Origin of the sequence: Brevibacillus massiliensis (genome assembly GCF_000311785.1) — a bacterium.
Taxonomy (GTDB): Bacteria; Bacillota; Bacilli; order Brevibacillales; family Brevibacillaceae; genus Brevibacillus_C; species Brevibacillus_C massiliensis.
This window is the reverse complement of record NZ_HE978547.1, coordinates 88,959-104,535: the sequence shown is the minus strand read 5'-3', so window position 1 is coordinate 104,535 and position 15,577 is coordinate 88,959. Positions and strand designations below refer to the sequence as shown.

18 protein-coding genes and 1 other RNA gene are annotated in these 15,577 nt (G+C 52.2%); 18 read left to right on the top strand and 1 reads right to left on the bottom strand.

Features of this window, described 5'->3' with window-relative positions; all coding sequences use genetic code 11:
- Positions 1 to 72: 72 nt before the first annotated feature.
- The 3 genes from HGBM_RS21725 (at position 73) to HGBM_RS21715 (ending at position 2,446) form a co-directional block, all read left to right on the top strand.
- Positions 73 to 945 carry a polysaccharide deacetylase family protein gene (locus HGBM_RS21725; protein WP_019123202.1) on the top strand — a complete coding sequence of 291 codons (873 nt, stop codon included), beginning with the start codon at positions 73 to 75 and terminating at the stop codon, positions 943 to 945.
- A gap of 232 nt (positions 946 to 1,177) precedes the next feature.
- A complete protein-coding gene (locus HGBM_RS21720) occupies positions 1,178 to 2,071 on the top strand; it encodes a M14 family zinc carboxypeptidase (protein WP_019123201.1) in 894 nt (297 codons plus the stop codon).
- Between the two features lie 21 nt (positions 2,072 to 2,092).
- Entirely contained in the window at positions 2,093 to 2,446 is a 354-nt protein-coding gene (locus tag HGBM_RS21715) for a hypothetical protein (RefSeq protein WP_019123200.1), read from the top strand.
- Between the two features lie 82 nt (positions 2,447 to 2,528).
- On the opposite strand, the gene HGBM_RS28235 is transcribed toward HGBM_RS21715, so the two are convergent.
- Positions 2,529 to 2,729, bottom strand: coding sequence for a tRNA-specific adenosine deaminase (locus HGBM_RS28235; RefSeq protein ID WP_019123199.1), 201 nt, complete (start codon positions 2,727 to 2,729; stop codon positions 2,529 to 2,531).
- Between the two features lie 307 nt (positions 2,730 to 3,036).
- On the opposite strand from HGBM_RS28235, the gene HGBM_RS21705 reads away from it, so the two are divergent.
- The 15 genes from HGBM_RS21705 to HGBM_RS21640 all read left to right on the top strand — a co-directional run bounded on the left by HGBM_RS21705 (position 3,037) and on the right by HGBM_RS21640 (position 15,575).
- Complete coding sequence (locus HGBM_RS21705; protein ID WP_019123198.1) at positions 3,037 to 4,710, top strand: CocE/NonD family hydrolase; 1,674 nt, start codon at positions 3,037 to 3,039, stop codon at positions 4,708 to 4,710.
- A gap of 128 nt (positions 4,711 to 4,838) precedes the next feature.
- Positions 4,839 to 5,104, top strand: an RNA gene (ffs, locus tag HGBM_RS29870) — signal recognition particle sRNA large type.
- A gap of 192 nt (positions 5,105 to 5,296) precedes the next feature.
- Complete coding sequence (locus HGBM_RS21700; RefSeq protein ID WP_019123197.1) at positions 5,297 to 6,727, top strand: PAS domain-containing sensor histidine kinase; 1,431 nt, start codon at positions 5,297 to 5,299, stop codon at positions 6,725 to 6,727.
- 124 nt (positions 6,728 to 6,851) lie between these two features.
- Positions 6,852 to 8,555 carry a DNA polymerase III subunit gamma/tau gene (gene dnaX / locus HGBM_RS21695; RefSeq protein WP_019123196.1) on the top strand — a complete coding sequence of 568 codons (1,704 nt, stop codon included), beginning with the start codon at positions 6,852 to 6,854 and terminating at the stop codon, positions 8,553 to 8,555.
- A gap of 21 nt (positions 8,556 to 8,576) precedes the next feature.
- Positions 8,577 to 8,888 (top strand): YbaB/EbfC family nucleoid-associated protein, encoded by a 312-nt coding sequence (locus tag HGBM_RS21690; RefSeq protein ID WP_019123195.1) that lies wholly within the window; start codon positions 8,577 to 8,579, stop codon positions 8,886 to 8,888.
- An 18-nt stretch (positions 8,889 to 8,906) separates the two neighbouring features.
- Entirely contained in the window at positions 8,907 to 9,503 is a 597-nt protein-coding gene (gene recR, locus HGBM_RS21685; RefSeq protein WP_019123194.1) for a recombination mediator RecR, read from the top strand.
- A 212-nt stretch (positions 9,504 to 9,715) separates the two neighbouring features.
- Positions 9,716 to 10,690 (top strand): type II CAAX endopeptidase family protein, encoded by a 975-nt coding sequence (locus HGBM_RS21680; RefSeq protein ID WP_019123193.1) that lies wholly within the window; start codon positions 9,716 to 9,718, stop codon positions 10,688 to 10,690.
- A gap of 13 nt (positions 10,691 to 10,703) precedes the next feature.
- Positions 10,704 to 10,955, top strand: a complete 252-nt coding sequence (locus HGBM_RS28230) for a DUF2508 family protein (RefSeq protein ID WP_019123192.1) — start codon at positions 10,704 to 10,706, stop codon at positions 10,953 to 10,955.
- Entirely contained in the window at positions 10,952 to 11,218 is a 267-nt protein-coding gene (locus tag HGBM_RS21670; protein WP_019123191.1) for a pro-sigmaK processing inhibitor BofA family protein, read from the top strand. Before HGBM_RS28230 ends, HGBM_RS21670 begins: the two co-directional genes overlap by 4 nt.
- A 28-nt stretch (positions 11,219 to 11,246) precedes the next feature.
- Positions 11,247 to 12,278, top strand: a complete 1,032-nt coding sequence (locus tag HGBM_RS21665; RefSeq protein ID WP_019123190.1) for a Rossmann-fold NAD(P)-binding domain-containing protein — start codon at positions 11,247 to 11,249, stop codon at positions 12,276 to 12,278.
- 35 nt (positions 12,279 to 12,313) lie between these two features.
- Positions 12,314 to 12,496 carry a sigma factor G inhibitor Gin gene (locus HGBM_RS21660; RefSeq protein ID WP_019123189.1) on the top strand — a complete coding sequence of 61 codons (183 nt, stop codon included), beginning with the start codon at positions 12,314 to 12,316 and terminating at the stop codon, positions 12,494 to 12,496.
- A 135-nt stretch (positions 12,497 to 12,631) separates the two neighbouring features.
- Complete coding sequence (locus tag HGBM_RS21655; RefSeq protein WP_019123188.1) at positions 12,632 to 14,119, top strand: aminotransferase class I/II-fold pyridoxal phosphate-dependent enzyme; 1,488 nt, start codon at positions 12,632 to 12,634, stop codon at positions 14,117 to 14,119.
- Positions 14,116 to 14,745 (top strand): dTMP kinase, encoded by a 630-nt coding sequence (tmk, locus tag HGBM_RS21650; RefSeq protein ID WP_019123187.1) that lies wholly within the window; start codon positions 14,116 to 14,118, stop codon positions 14,743 to 14,745. The genes HGBM_RS21655 and tmk overlap by 4 nt, the downstream gene beginning before the upstream one ends.
- Before the next feature lie 25 nt (positions 14,746 to 14,770).
- A complete protein-coding gene (locus tag HGBM_RS21645; RefSeq protein ID WP_019123186.1) occupies positions 14,771 to 15,100 on the top strand; it encodes a cyclic-di-AMP receptor in 330 nt (109 codons plus the stop codon).
- 28 nt (positions 15,101 to 15,128) lie between these two features.
- Positions 15,129 to 15,575, top strand: coding sequence for a YaaR family protein (locus HGBM_RS21640; RefSeq protein ID WP_019123185.1), 447 nt, complete (start codon positions 15,129 to 15,131; stop codon positions 15,573 to 15,575).
- The last annotated feature ends 2 nt before the right edge of the window (positions 15,576 to 15,577 follow it).

Genomic DNA, 15,577 nt, shown 5'->3' with positions numbered 1-15,577 from the left:
GGACAAGCATTCGGATGCGTAACGATATGTGTAACCGGGAGGGTAACGTACTGTTTAACCAGTAGAAAAAGTATGAAAAGTTACTTACAAAGACCTATTTCAATTACTGTGACAGCAATACTAGCCATTGTACTCGTGTATTTTCTCACAGTAGGTTTCAGCGGAGAGAAAAAAACGAATGCTGACAGCCAGCTTATCGTGTTGATGTACCATCATATTGATCCGAAAACATCCGATGCCACCATTACACCAGAGCAATTTAAAAGCCACCTGCAGGCCTTGCACGACAATGGGTATAATGTCGTAAGCATGGACAAAGTCCTCAGCTTTAGCCGGATCAAAAAAAATCTGCCCAAAAAGTCCGTACTGATTACGTTTGACGACGGGTATGAGAGTTTTTACAAGTATGCTTACCCGTTGTTAAAAGAATACAATATGGTAGCTACGAACTTTATCGTCGTTGATTCGACCGACCACCCGTCACCGCAAGCGATCCCGCATCTGACATGGGATGAAATGCGAGAGATGAAGCAGAACGGAATGAGTTTTTATTCTCATACATACGATCAGCACAAACTGGCCGAAGTGGATCAAGGCGGTACGAAAAAGCCTATGCTGGCATACCATCTGTACGTAAAGGACCGGTCTTCGGCGGAAACAAACGAAGAGTATAAAAACAGGATAAAGACAGACTTGTCGCTTGCCGAAAAGCGCCTGCAGGAAGAGTTGGGCGAACAACCTCATTTGTTGGCTTTTCCATATGGAGCTTACAATCAGACGGTCATAGATATCAGCAAAGAGTTGGGAATCGAAAAAACGTTTGCAACAACAGAAGGCTTAAACAATCTCGATGATTACGTTTATCATCGCGTCAATGCAGGCTCACCGTACATTTCAGCCAATGCCTTGATGGCAAAGCTGAAAAAACTGCAGGAAACCCTGTAACGGGATTCCGCTGACAGCTGACAGCCGATACAATCCCCTCCAGTGAGACGGTCATAAGAGACCGGACAGTTCCCTGGAGGGGGTTTATCTTTTCAATGGGCGGGTAGTCACGACAAATTATAAGACTATTATCACTATTCTATCAATTATCTCCATACTATAATGATTCATATACATAGACCTCAGGCACAACTACTTCAATCATGGGAGGTAATTCGGGTGAAAAAAACACATGCACTGCTCTCCGCAACTCTTCTCGCATCTTTCCGCGTCAGTTGTCTTTGCAGAGCCGCAAACGACTCCGAATGGACCCTGGGTTCAAGATGAGCAGAATCTCTCCTTTTCAAGCTTTATGACAAATGAACAACTGTACAAAGAACTGCAGAAAATCGAACATGCCTCAAAGGGAAAAATGACACTTGAAGTTGCAGGTACGTCTAATGACGGATATCCCCTCTATGTGGAAAAATTTGGAGAAAATGACCCGAAGAAGAAGCGTGTGCTTATTACCAGCCAGATTCACGGCAACGAACCTCTCACAACGGAAGCGGTTGTGGAACTCATGCAGAAGCTGTCCACAGGCGGCAATGAGGTGAGCAAGATACTGGACGAGGTCACCATCTGGTTTATGCCGCGGATCAATCCGGATGGTACGATGAATCAATACGAAGGCAAGCAGTATCCGACCAGATATACACATCAAACCTGGGACCCTGTTTCATTCGGGCTGCCTGAGGGAACAAAAGCGCCTTGGTACTATAACAGCGATGGCAGCGAAAGAGCTCAGAACAACAATGGCTGGGTGGTATACGGCATTCCCGGTTTTGATCAAAACAGGGATTACAACCCCAATTTGGATTTCAAGGTAGAGGATTTTGATCCAGAGACGATTGCTTCATTCCTAAATTCCCGCGACAATAACAGCAACGTGGGAGGTTTGTTTGTAACTCCTGAAGCGAGAGCGGTTACCAAGGTATTTAAGGAGCTTCGTCCGGATGTCTATCTCGATCTCCATCACCGCGGGTTCAACCGATTGTCCGAAGAAGACAGCCGTTCCGTTTCCATCCAGGTGGCAGCGGTAGTGGCCGATCCGTACACGGATCCGTTTACCGGCAAACAGTATTAAGTGGATCCGGATGTACTGAAGTTGGCCAAGCAGGTCAATGCGGTTGGCTACCAAGCGATTCAAAAAGGTTCCTCTTCCTTTGGCGCGATTCAAAAATACCCGGATGTCAACCTGCCTGGAACCGCCCTGGGCGCATTCGCGTTAAATGATACAGCGATCATGCTGATCGAAGTAAAAGGGCAGACCCAAACCCTGGGGCAGAAGCAAAATGGCATGTTTAAGCAAACAGTAACAGTGCCGGTTTACGAGATCCTAAAATCGCTGGCCGACGGCTCCATTGAAAACGTGGACACCAAAGTTTACGACGATATTCCGAAATCGGCGAACAGCATCAGAAAGCCTGTTCACGGCTTCGAGGAGGACGATCTCTTTTAATTTGCCCCTTGTAAAACAGCCATCCTCTTCGTCGCATTTGCGGCGAAGAGGATATTTTTCGACACAAAAGGGTATTACCTGTTCAGCTCTTCCACACTGTAAAGGGGTCCCTGCCCTTTGCGTCCGTTTTGACATGTTTTAACTGGATGTCGCGCTGGTGCTTGGGAAGCGCCAATTGATCGTAAAAGTACCGGGTGCCAAGCCCGGTTGCCGCCTCTTCCTCTGCCGTGTAGGCGTAATATACTTCTTTCAGGTTGGACAAATAGATGGCGCTTAGGCACATCGGGCGACCGAGCCTTTTTGCTTCATTACCTCAAGTAAATTCCAATTGGCTTCCAATAAAATAAGCGATGAGCAAATGAAACACTGCCCGCTGATACTGCCCTGCACGGAAGGTCTGGGTGTATCTGGCTAAAAGATCACTATTTGTCAAAAGCTGCGCAAAACTTTATTGATGTTTTGCGGCAGCATGACAACGCCTGAAATTCCCTGGTAAAGAAAACAGGAACTTTAGAATCATTGGAGAATATTAGCAAATATTTTCAGAAGAGTTTTTCCAGAAAAGACAGACACGGACGGGAGGGAAAAGTATGGCAGAGGGATTGGATCTATGGATAGAGCGCGATGTCCGCGTTCCGATGCGGGACGGGATCACGCTGTCTGCCGATATTTATCGCCCGAGAACACCGGGGCGCTATCCGGCGATTGTCGTTCGGACACCTTACATCAAGACGACAAAAGAGATTCATCAGAACGGAACCCACTACGCTTCGCACGGCTACGCGGTCGTCTGCATGGACGTGCGGGGGCGGGGAGATTCAGACGGAGAATTCGTGCCGTATCGCAACGAAGCGGCAGACGGGTACGACAGTATTGAATGGGCAGCCGCACAGCCGTGGTGCACAGGTGATGTCGGAACGATGGGAGGATCGTATCTGGGGCGGATCCAGTGGCTTACGGCATTGACGCAGCCGCCTCATCTGAAGACGATGATCTGTTCGGTTTCCCCTTCAGACCCGTTCGTCGAGTGGCCAACCGGTGTACCTACTCCCCATCATTTGTGCTGGCTGTACATGACGAGCGGCAGGGTGATGCAAAATGTGGATGTTGTCGATTGGGAATCAATTTATTGGCATTTGCCTCTCGCCACTATGGATGAGCTGACCGGGCGCCGTTTAACGGCTTGGAAGGAAGAGATGGAGCATCCCTATTTGGACGACTGGTGGAAGGAGATTTGTTATCAAACCAGATTTGACCAAATCGATCTCCCGGTCCTGCACATCTCCGGATGGTATGACGATGAACAGGTCGGTACTCCGTTGAATTACATGGGCATGACCCAGCGGGCAGCCAGCGAGCAGGCCAGACGGAACCAAAAGCTGCTGATGGGTCCCTGGCCGCATCAGATCAATGCATCCTCCAAACTAGGCGAGCTGGATTTCGGCCCGGATTCCGTTATCGATTTAAAAGGGTATCAACTGCGCTGGTTTGATTACTGGCTGAAAGGGGTGGAAAACGGAATCATGCAGGAGCCGCCGGTTCGTTTGTTCGTCATGGGCGAAAATAAATGGCGTGACGAACAGGAATGGCCGCTCGCCAGGACGAACTGGACCAAATATTACTTGCACAGCCTGGGGCGGGCCAACAGCCGCTTTGGAGATGGCTGGCTGTCGCCGCAGCCTCCCCATGCCGCCGGAGTAGAGGAAGCGGGATGGGACCAGTTTTTATATGATCCCAGGGATCCGGTGCCGTTTATTACGGAGGCGACATCCTCACAGATCGGCGGCCCGGATGATTACTCGGTGATTGAGCAGCGTGACGACGTGCTGGTATACACCACAGAGCCGTTGACAGAAGATGTGGAAGTGACCGGACCGATCAAGATGGAGCTGTTCGCTTCCTCCAGTGCGACTGATACCGACTTTACGGTAAAGCTCTTGGACGTCTGGGAAAACGGCTTTGCCCAAAGACTGACCGATGGAATGGTCAGGGCGAGGTTTCGGGAGGGGCTGGAGAACCCGTCACTGATCGAACCGGGAAACATCTACCGGTATGAGGTTGACTGCTGGAACACTTCCCATGTGTTTTTAAAAGGGCACAGCATCCGTGTGGAAGTCTCCTCCAGCGCCTTCCCCAAGTATGACCGCAACTTGAATACGGGGGCTCCATTGGGGCAAACAGAAAAAATGCTGGTTGCAGAGCAGACTGTCTACCACGATCCCGAATACCCCTCGGCCATTCTTTTGCCGGTCATTGCGCGGTAGCAGGGAAGGGGAAAGGTCAAGTTTACCGGAACTGGTGGGGTTTGTCCCTTGCAGTTTTACGTTTTAATGTGTTATGCTTACTTAGCAACCCTTTAACTGTGGTTGTCTTACAACGGTTATAAATTTTGCCGTGCTAGATGGGGAGGTTGCGGTGCCCTGTAACCTGCAATCCGCAATAGCAGGATTGAATTCCTATTAGAGGTATGCTTATGTGAGGCTGCCTTATGACAGGCGGCGTTGAAGATTGGGTCCTGCGCAACGTGAACCCATGAACCTGGTCAGGTCCGGAAGGAAGCAGCCATAAGTGGAATTTCGCGTGTGCCGCAGGGGTGCCTGGTTTGAGCCGACTTCATAAGTAACGCTTGGATAAGTATTATCGAAGATAGGTGCACGGCATCCTACATAGACAGCATGAAGTGATGTTCTGTTCCACGACAGTTCATCACTTTTTTGTTATTTTTTGTCGATGAATAGCGAAAGGTTTTTTCATAAAAGCGAATACTTACAGCAGGTCATCTTTATCCTCTGACGAATAGGGAAAATGTGTCTCTCTATTTAGACGCAGAGGGTGAGGGGGGGCAGCTGGGTGAAGACGAAATTTTCATTTAATCTTTTTGGCTCATTTAGAAAAATGGAACAGTTCATGCAACAACTTCCTTATGCCGTTCTCTTATCTGACCAATCTGGTCGCATCATCGAATGCAATGAAGCGCTCTTGCGTGTAACGGGCTACACCCGCCAGGAGATCGTCGGTCACCACATAAATGTGATTATTCCCTGTCAAGGAACGATGGAACAACTGTACCGTGAGTGGACGAACAAGGAGGACCTGTGGGAATCGCCTGCGGAGGTAGAATGGCTTGACAAGTCGGGCAAGACAGGCAGGACCAATGTGATGGTGTTGGTGCAGGATGCGGAGGACCCGCTTTACCTCGTCCATTTGGTTAATTTGGCGAAAGATTCAAATGATTCCCTCCCACAGCGATTGGTTACACAATTGGCGTCCGACATTTACCTGGGTATCGTTGTGCTTGATCGAGCGGCGAAAATCATCGAAATCAGCCAGATGGCCTGCAGGCTGCTGGGAGTGGAGCGGTTCCATGTATTGAACCAGCACATCGACAAAGCGTTTGAAGGCATCCCTGAGGAACATCGACTGATTAAGCGGGAGCTGCTTAAAGGAATAAAGCTGCAGAATAAAGCGATGTCTTGGACAAACAACAGCCAGCGGTACGAACTGTTGGTCAATTCCAATACCCTGCACGATGAAGCGGGCCGCATTGTAGGCGCTTACGTCTTGTTTAAGGATGTTACCAATTTGCGTTCTTTTGAACAGAAAATCGAGCGGAGCGACCGCCTGGCCATGATCGGCCAGATCGCCGCCGGGACGGCTCATGAAATCCGCAATCCGCTTACCTCCATCAAAGGATTTTTACAGTTGTTTCTGCAGTCCTTTGGGGAAAGCGGCATGGAGCGGGAGCGAACCTATACGGAGATTATGCTGACGGAGATCAACCGCATCAATTCGCTTGTCAGCGAGTTTCTTCTGCTGAGCAAACAACGCGATGTCCAGTACCAGATCGTAGATTTGAACACCGTATTTGAAGAAATATTGCCGATCGTAAACAGTGAAGCGCTGTTGCATGGAATCGATGTCCAGTACTTGCCTGCGGGCCAGCTGCCGATGGTAGTTGGAGACACCGAACTTTTAAAGCAGGTGTTTTTAAATATCTGCAAGAACGGAATTGAGGCGATGGAAAAAGAAGGGGTTTTGAGCATTTCCCATCACCTTGACGTAGAAGGGGATAAGATCAGCATTGACATTCACGACACAGGTCCAGGGATTCCGGCGTACGTAATCGACAAGATTTTTGATCCATTTTTTACGACGAAAGAAGAGGGAACAGGGTTGGGCTTATCTGTCTGTCAAAAGATCATCCACGATTTGGGAGGTCAAATTCGAGTATCTTCAAAAGGGTATGGTACAAGCTTTCACATTTTGCTGCCGTATATCTGATGCTGCCCCTGCTGCCAAGCAAGGGGGGCTTTTTTTACGCCCGCGGATTGATTTTGGAAAAGCGCCCGGCAATGTAGTATAATAGACAGGATTAAATGAGTGCGGAACATGGGGAGTGGCATGGATGGCTTACACAGCGCTGTATCGCGTATGGAGACCACAAACCTTTGGCGATATCGTCGGACAGGCTCACGTCACCAGGGCGCTGCGCAACGCAGTACGCGAGGGACGCCTTTCCCATGCGTATTTGTTCAACGGCCCGCGGGGGACGGGGAAGACCAGTGCCGCGAAAATCATGGCCAAGGCTGTCAACTGCCAGCAGCCTGTAGAGGGTGAACCATGTAACCGGTGCAAGTCATGTGAGGCGATTTCTTCCGGATTGGTTACGGACGTACTGGAGATAGACGCCGCTTCCAACCGCGGGGTGGAAGAGATCCGCGATATCCGCGAAAGAGTGAAGTTTGCTCCAAGCGATGTCTCGTATAAGGTGTATATTATCGATGAAGTGCATATGCTGACCACGGAGGCATTTAACGCCCTGTTAAAAACGTTGGAGGAACCGCCCCCGCACGTCTTGTTTATCTTGGCGACGACAGAACCGCACAAGCTGCCGGCAACGATTATCTCCCGCTGCCAGCGCTTCGATTTTCACCGCATCCCGCTGGGCGAGATCGTCGGCCGTTTGCGCCAGATTTGCGAGGCCCAGCAAGTAGAGGCCGAGGATCAGGCGCTGCAGCTTGTAGCCAAAGTGGCCGAGGGCGGAATGCGCGATGCGCTCAGTCTGCTCGATCAGGCGATCAGCTTTGGCGGCGGGGCGGTTAAAGCGGCAGATATTTTGCAAATTACCGGTGCGGTCTCGCAAACGTATTTTTCAACGCTTGCCAAATTCATTATCGAGGGCAATGTCACCGCGGTGATGGAACAGTTTGACCAGATCATGGTACAGGGTAAAGACCCCGAACAGTTTTTGCACGATTTCTTATACTATTATCGCGATATGCTGCTGTTGAAGACAGCGCCAAGGCTTCAGGAGATCGTGGAGCGGACGTTGATTGACGAGGAATTTGCCCAGGTGGCGGAGCGATACGAACTGCCGGTTTTATATCCGGTCATCGAATCCTTGAACCAGTCCTTGTCGCAGTTGAAATGGTCTACGTACGCCCGGGTGCTGACGGAATTGACACTGGTGAAGCTGTGTCAGATCGCGGGCAGCGGCGCGTCTGGTACACAGGCTGAGGCTGCTCCGGCTCGGGCCACATCTGCAGAGGATCTCGTCAGGCTGGAGCAGCGGATCCGCAGCCTGGAGGAAAAGCTGGCCCGGGGAGTGCAGCAGAACGTCACCGGAGCCCGCCCCCAAGAGGAAGGGCGTCCGCCTGCCCGCCGGCAGGCCGCATCCGCGGCTGGACGGCCGATGGTGCAAATCGGCAAGCTGCGGGAAATCGCGCGTCAGGTCGACGTCGCGCTTACCCAGCGCGTTCGCGGTATGTGGGGGCAGATTTTGGCCGAGTTGAAAAAAGTCAAAATTCAGCACCACGCCTGGTTGGTCAGCGGCCAACCGGCAGCGGCCAGCAGCGAGGTAATGGTCGTTACCTTCAAGAGCTCCATTCACTGCGAAAAGACGATGGAGCCGGAGTTAAAGGGGATCGTGGAACGCATCATTCGCGAAGTGTGCGGCACTCCGCTGCAGCTGCTTTCTGTCATGGAAGAGCAGTGGCAGGAAGCGGAGGCGGCCAGCGCGGGGAAACAGGATACGGGCAAGCAAGAAGATCCGTTCATCGCCGAGGCGTTAAAGCTCGTCGGCGAAGAGCTGTTGGAAGTGAAAGATTGATCATATGAGGAGGGTATACAGATGAAAAATATGCAGCAAATGATGAAACAGGTACAAAAGATGCAGGCGGAAATGCAAAAGACACAGGAGGCGCTGAAGGAAAAGATCGTGGAAGGGTCGGCAGGCGGCGGGGTCGTAACGGTCAAGGCCAACGGCCATAAGCAAATCGTCGATATCGCCATTAAGCCGGAAGCAATCGACCCAGACGATGTGGAAATGCTGCAGGACCTGGTGTTGACGGCGGTAAATGACGCGCTGCGCAATGTAGATGAACTTGTCGGCAAAGAAATGGGCCGCTTTACCGGTGGGTTAAACATACCTGGTCTGTTCTAGGCAAGGGAGCACAGAGAGATGTTTTATCCTGAGCCGATATCCAAGTTAATTGAAGGATTTATGAAATTGCCAGGCATCGGTCCAAAAACGGCGGGCCGCCTGGCGTTTTTTGTACTGAGCATGAAAGAAGATGACGTGCTTGATTTGGCCAAGGCCCTGGTCAACGCGAAACGCCAGCTTCATTACTGTTCTGTTTGCAACAACATCACGGATGTCGATCCGTGTCACATATGCCGGGACAAGCGGCGTGACGGATCGGTGATTTGCGTGGTGCAGGATCCAAAAGACGTCGTCGCAATGGAAAAAACCCGCGAGTTTGAGGGCTATTACCATGTGCTTCACGGCGCGATATCGCCGATCGACGGCATCGGGCCGGAGGATATCCGGATTCCGGATTTGTTGAAGCGGCTGGGGGATGAGCAGGTGAAGGAGGTCATTCTCGCTACCAATCCCAATATCGAGGGAGAAGCGACCGCCATGTACATTTCCCGGTTAATCAAGCCATCCGGAATCCGGGTGACCAGGATCGCCCACGGTTTGCCGGTCGGCGGAGACCTTGAATACGCCGATGAAGTTACCCTGACTAAAGCGCTGGAAGGACGGCGAGAATTATAGAGAAGAAAAAGACAGGATTGTCCTGTCTTTTTTTCCGCATGGGAAAGGTTAACGTTCCTATCGGCATAACGAAGTCTCTGCCTCCGCATCTGGCATAGGCTTCGGTAAAGACAACCGCTAAAGAAGGAGCAGCTTCTTCGAGAGGGCTTCGATAGAAGTTTTTTTTAATATTTGGGACGAAGAAACATAGATTTAGAGTAGGAGTGTAGCACATGTTACTTGAATCAGGTTTTTTTCCCGAGCAAAAGGCCCGCTTGAAAAAATCGAAGACGTGGGCGGTGCTTCTCAGCATCTGCTACTTTCTGCAGATCTTCTGTCAATTCGCGACGATCCGCTTCTCTCTGGATGAAAACGGGAGGTGGGTGGCTGCGACGGAAGCGGAGCCGACGCCGTGGATCAGCCTTTTCTTGATGGGAACGATCCTCTTTAGTCTCCTGCTCGGCATCGGTTTTGTCGCCGCCTTCCTCTACGATCGATCCCGGCTCGGCTGGGGAATCGGGCTGCCTGTTGTTACCGGGATGGATGTGCTGCATGCGATCGCCTGGCTGCAGATTCTAAACAACTTGATGCTGCTCTTCTACGCCTTTTCTTACAGTTATCCGCTGTTTCAGCAAGGAACGGTCGGGAGCCTGATAGAATCAGCTTCGCTGCAGTGGTTTATTCTGTTGATCGCCGGATGCATGTTTTACCGGCGGAAAGCGGCACTGGGACTGACGCGGGTGCCCAAACCGGGACGCATGCTGCTTACCGTCATCGTCGTCTTTGTATGTATACTGCTTTTTCTCGACCTGGTTTTGACAAAGCCGATTGCCGACTTGTTTAACCTTGCGCTGACATCCGAGCGGGAGGAAGGGATCCAGGGCGAGATCGCCCAAGCCAAGGCGAACAACTGGATGACCGCGCTGCTGCCTTTTGTGATCATCGGCGTGGCCGTGCCTTTTGCCGAGGAGATTTTTTTTCGCGGCATCATTCAGACGTACTTGGTAAGGCGCTGGGGCGCTGTCTGGGGCATTTTGCTCTCCAGCTTCTGGTTTGCACTCGTGCATGTCGATGTAGCGCTGTTTCCGCCGCTGTTCGCAATTGGTCTGGCGCTGGGAATCATCAGGCATCGCTTTCAATCGATCTGGGGTTCAGTGATACTGCACAGTTTAAACAATACCGCAAGCGTCTTTTTCTACTTTTTGTAAGGGGTGAGGTGTCGTGGTCACTTGGTTTTCCAAAAAGAGGGTTTCCCAGCCGGAAAAAAGCGAATGGGGAAATCTGCAGGACGCGGTAGAACAGGCAAAAAAACAGTGGCAAATGGCAGAACACGCGATGAGAAACTCGGAGGAAGAGGAGGAAATCGACGATGCGATCTACTATCTGCTGTTAACGGAGAAGCGCTATATGTATTTATTAGACAGAGCCCGCACAGAGTATTCTTATAGTGGGCGGCAGGGGGGAGAAGCATGACGATTGGGTGGATCATTGCCATTGTCATTGTGGGTTTGCTGATAGTGGTTGCAGCCAGCCATTCGATGGCAGGGCCCCTCAGATGGATTGGACTGGCAGCGTTAAACGCAGTCATTGGCGCTGTCCTGTTGTTCTTCGGCAATCTCATTGGCGAGATCGTCGGCTTTCATGTGCCGATTAATCCCGTTACCGCCTTGCTGGCAGGCTTTCTGCGGGTGCCGGGACTGCTCGCGCTGGTCGCGATCAAGATGTACATCGTGTGAAACCAACAGGAGGGAGGCAGCGGAACCTGTGCATGGCGACGAGCTTACGCTGATCTATCACGGTGAACCAAACAGCAGCTTTGCTGAGCTAAAGAGGCGGGGCTTCCACCTGTTGTCCAGCGATGAGGCTGTCCGGGCAGGGGACTTACAGATAGATGGACACCTGCTTCTGCAAGAGGCAGATGCCTATAAGGTATGCCGTCTTCCCGTTCACAGCGATAACCGATCGCTCGTCCTCCTGTACGGCGACCGGGTCAGGCACGACCTGGCCGATCGGATGAACGATTTGGATGGCTTTCCGTATGAATCGGTACGCCTGTTGTTGTTTGAGCATGACAACCGGGCCGTCATCGGCGGGACGGCGGGGAGTGTCTGGGTCGATCGCCTGCGGCGGCTACTGGCCCGCCAAGGCCTGATTTCTCTGGTGTGCCGCGGGGTGGAGGTGGATGAAATCGCTCGTCATCTGCCGGTTTATCTCGAGTGGAAGCATCGTTTTTACCAGTTGATGGGTGCGGAATGCGACCGCTCGGGTGCCAGGCTGTCGGTAGTGGCCCAGGCACTTGGAATGGACAAGCGGGTGGGGCAAGGATGGCTTATGCCGTTAAACCGGCTGCCGATGGGCTGCGTTGTGCAGGAGACAGAAAACTGGCTGCACCAACAGTGGCAGCTCGTACAGCAAAAAACGAACATAGAGGTGCTCGCCTTTTGGGGGCAGCCCTCCCCTTCATTGGCCAAACTTCTGGATATCACACAAGGAAAGCAGGTGAGGCTGTACAGCCCTGCCGGAGTCGCGAAGACGAACGTTGCCGGCAGCGGCTGGGAGTTTTTCGACAGCCCGCTTGAAACGCTGCTGCAGGCTGATGTATTGCTGATTACCGATGCCGATCAGCGGATACGCGAAGCAGCGCTGGAGGAAATCACCAGGAGGATGCGTTCTCCAATCGTGCTTGACGCTTGTTCCTGCTACCCCCTTGCGGAGGCGGAGGCAGCGGGGCTGGCCTATCGAACATATGGCCAAAACACGAACATTTGGAATGGAGCTGCTTATAATAGGGTATAATGGTTGGTAGTTCAAGGAAAAAGGTGGGCATGACAATGGATAGACCCCTCCAGCGTTGCATTGTCTGCGGGGAGGAACGGACGGTAGGCATTGCCATCTGGGATCAGTTCATCTGCCACCCGTGTGAGCAAGAGATGGTCAAAACGGATGTACAGGACGAAAAATACCCTTTCTTCATTAAGCAAATGAGACGTATTTGGTTAAAGGAGAACGCGTAAATCCCTAAATCAAAGCGACGCTACCCAAAAGCGGCATCCGCGAAAAAGCTGGTGCCCTTTTTGCATTCACAAGCCAAACCGTGTCCCTGCATGGTACAATACATGTATCAGGATTACGTAAGGGATGTGGATCGGATGCTTCAGAATCATTACTCCTTCTGGGAACGGCAAAAACGCGTTCCGCTGTTCGAGGCGTTAATCCGGCATGCAATGCGGGAGCCGCATCCGTTTCACGTACCCGGCCACAAGATGGGCAGAAGCTTTGACTGCGGGGGCAGGGATTGGTATGGTTCCATTCTGCCGCTGGATTTGACCGAATTGAACGGCCTGGACGATCTGCATCAGCCCGATGGCGCCATTCGGGAGGCCCAGGCTTTGGCGGCCGAAGCGTACGGCGCCGAAGAGACCAGATTTCTCGTCGGGGGCAGCACAGCGGGCAATATCGCCTTGATCCTGGCTGTCTGCAGGCCGGGGGAAAAAATCATTGTCCAGCGAAATTGCCATAAATCCGTCTACAACGGAATTTTGCTGGCGAGGGCCCATCCGGTTTTTGTCGTTCCGGCCGTAGACCCGGTTACAGGGGCAGCGGTCGGTCTGCGGCGCGAGGACGTGGAGCGGACGCTGATGGAGCACCCCGATGCCAAAGCGGTGTTCATCACCAATCCAACTTATTACGGAATGGGCATCGACCTGAAGAAGCTGGCTTCGACTGTCCATCGCTTTGGGGTACCGCTCTTGGTGGATGAGGCCCACGGCAGTCATTACGGTTTTCACCCCGACTTGCCTGCATCTGCCATGCAGTCAGGGGCGGATGCTGCCGTACAGTCAACGCATAAAATGTCGACTGCGATGACGATGTCCTCCATGCTGCACGTGCAAGGCAATCGCTTGAATCGGGATCGCCTGTTTCGCATACTGGCGATGATACAGTCATCAAGCCCCTCATATCCGTTGATGGCTTCACTTGACCTGGCGCGCCGTCATATGGTGGTAGCAGGGAGAAAAGAAATGGATCAGGTGCTGCCCTGTTTGCAGCAATTTCGCGAACGGGTATCAACCCTCTCCTGGGTAACCCTGCCCGCCGTCACTGAAGAAAGCGTGTATGCCACGCTGGATCCGTTTAAACTGATGCTGTGTTTCAGGACAAGGGCCATCACAGGATTCCAATTGCAAGGAGAGTTGGAAGCGCAGGGGATTTTTCCTGAATTGGCTGAATTAGGTCATGTCCTGCTGGCTGCGTCAACAGGAACTTTAGCAGAGGATGTCGAATTGGTATGGAATACCCTGCATGCCCGATCTCCGCTATATGATGATGGGGCAAAAAACGCCTCTGCTGCCGGGATGCTGGCATCCCATTTCACCCGCGAGCAGGCGATGCCGATGTACGAGGCGGCCGATGCGGACGCACAGTCTGTGCCGTTGAGCGAGGCGATCGGCGCGGTTGCCGCAGAAATGGTGATCCCGTACCCGCCTGGCATTCCGCTGCTCGTACCGGGAGAGCGGATTGACCAGCAGGCGATCAGCTTATTGCAAAAGCTGAAGGAGAGCGGAACGCGGTTCCACGGGGTAAAAGATCCACAATTGAACGAGATCCAAATCGTACTGGGGAGGAACCGTTGGTGAGCGGTTTGTTCATAACCTTTGAAGGACCGGACGGAGCGGGAAAGACAACACAGGTGCACAACCTTGCAGAGGTTATGCAGAGCAAAGGCTACGACGTGCTTGTGACACGCGAACCGGGCGGTACCGACATTGGAGATAAAATCAGAGAACTTGTGCTAAACCCGAAGCACAAGGAGATGTTCGATCATACGGAAGTGCTGTTGTATGCGGCTTCCCGAGCCCAACACGTCAAAGAAAAAATCATGCCCGCCCTGCAAAGCGGGAAGATCGTCATTTGTGACCGCTTTGTTGACGCGAGCATTGCTTACCAGGGGTACGGACTGGGCTTTCCGATCGAGACCGTTGAATCCATCAACCGATTTGCCACTGCCGGACTTGTTCCGGATCGCACGTACATGCTTGACCTTTCTGTGCAAGAGGCGCAGGTTCGTCTGAGACAACGGGAGGGGCTGGATCGGATTGAACGAAGGGGAGCTGACTACCACGAGCGGGTGCGTGCGGGATTTGCCGAGATCGCCAAACGGCATCCGGAACGCGTTCGCGTGGTTGCGGCCAATCGGCCGATTGAGCAGGTTTCCCAGGAGATTGCCCGCGATATGTTAAATTGGCTTCACCGCCTAACATAAAACCAAGTAGAAAGGATGGGATACGATGAAAATGGTAATCGCCGTTGTGCAGGATAAGGATAGTGGGCGCCTGTCACAATTACTGGTTAAAAAAGGGTTCCGGGCGACGAAATTGGCGAGTACAGGCGGCTTTTTGCGGGCCGGCAATACGACTTTTCTCATCGGTACCGCGGATGAGAACGTACCGGAAGTGATTGAGTTGATTCGCCAAAGCTGTAAATCCCGTCAACAGATGGTGACCCCCGTATCCCCGCTGGGAAGCGCTGTGGATTCCTTTCTGCCGTATCCCTTGGAAGTGCAGGTGGGAGGAGCCGCCGTATTCGTGCTTGATGTAGAGCAATTCCATTCGTTTTAAAAACACGAAATGAGAACGGGGTGTGGAGATGAAAATCGGCGAGGGATTGCGTGCGCCGCTCGGCGTAACCAAAGGAGCAGATGCAAGAAAAAACCTGCAAACAGACCGTGCACGGTTTGGAGACATACTCAAAAACGAAGGGCAGCGGCTGTCGGATGAACGCTTGACGACGCTGTTAAACGAAATTGACAAGCAGGGCCAAATCCTCGCCCGCTCCCGTTCTGTACACGATTTTTACGCGTACAAAAACATGGTAAAACGCTTTATGGAAGAAGCGGTCCGGTTTGGGGTGGCGCTTTCGGACCGGCGCAGCACCAATCGGCGCGGCCGAAGCCGATTGTACAAGATTCTGAAGGAAGTTGATTCGCGGTTGACTCAGTTGGCCGACGACCTGCTTGCCGAGCAGGCGCCGATGATCGATCTGTTGGCGCGAATCGGTGAAATTCGCGGGATGTTGATTAATCTGTACTTTTAGGT